Raw genomic sequence first — 1,188 nt, forward strand, 5'->3', positions numbered from 1 at the left:
GCGTGCCTTAAGGTAACGCACGCGCATCGTACTCAGGTACTCTTGCCGACTCTGCATGGACATCCGCATTTCGATCCCTTCGGTAAGATTTCTGTTTGAGTGAGCCGATACCCTTTCGGTAAGATTTTAGCTGAGTGATCGCGGCAAGTAGATGAAAAACCAAGATTAATTTATCCTTTTCTTAATGGAGAATCGTTTACACTGAGAGGAGCGTAATGTTCATGCAGCAAGAATTTCGCCCACCATTTCCCCCGTTTGACGAATCAACAGCCTGGCAAAAAGTCCGAATGGCTGAGGACGCGTGGAACACCCGCGACCCTGAGCGCGTAGCATTGGCTTATAGCATAGACAGTCAGTGGCGGAATCGGTCTGAATTTGTATCCGGCAGATCGGAAATTGTTGAGTTCCTGAAGAGGAAATGGAATAAGGAACAGGACTATCGCTTGATTAAGAGTCTATGGGCATTCCACAACAACAGAATCGCCGTACGGTTTGCGTACGAGTGGCACGATAATTTGGGTAATTGGTTTCGCTCTTATGGAAATGAAAATTGGGAGTTCAATGAATCCGGATTGATGGTGCGTCGTCATGCATCGATTAACGATTTGCCCATCACTCAGGAGGATCGACTCTTTCATTGGGAACTTGGACCGCGCCCAAATGACATACCGGAGTTAGAGGAGTTTGGGTTATAAACGTCTACAAAACCCATCATGGTCCGTTTTACGTTACAGAGTTACGCAGGGTAGCACGAGAGGATAAAAACTCAGAAAATAGACGAACTGATTCGCTACAATGCAGGTGTCAAGTGATCGGACACGTGCTATTTTGTTGGAATATACTACGAAATCTACTTGCACAAAAGGGGGCGAATATGCAATACACTCCGTACTTGCCAATAGCTTCATCATGAAATCCAGTGCATATATCATCTCGGTCAAGACAGTGATGGCTTGGTCTACCAAATTTCACAGAGTACATACATTTCTTTGGTGTAAAAAGTATTACAACGAAGAAGAGCTTAGACATGCAAGGTTTTCAAGCATGCAATCTAATATTACTAAAAGTATGAGGAATGGTCACGTATTTTTTGCATTTGTTAGAAATAATCGCAAAGTGAAGGTAGGCAGAGACAGGTAACCGTTTAGCCGTGATCACGATCAAGGTTGTAGTGAGGAGAACTGGAAT

Annotated in this window: 1 protein-coding gene; it reads left to right on the forward strand. The window is 44.2% G+C overall.

The features are described from left to right. Positions 1-221 precede the first annotated feature (221 nt). Positions 222-695 (forward strand): nuclear transport factor 2 family protein, encoded by a 474-nt coding sequence (locus BUA75_RS15400; protein ID WP_207549799.1) that lies wholly within the window; start codon positions 222-224, stop codon positions 693-695. Positions 696-1,188 lie beyond the last annotated feature (493 nt).

The organism is Alicyclobacillus tolerans (genome assembly GCF_900142255.1).
GTDB classification, from domain to species: domain Bacteria; phylum Bacillota; class Bacilli; order Alicyclobacillales; family Alicyclobacillaceae; genus Alicyclobacillus_I; species Alicyclobacillus_I tolerans.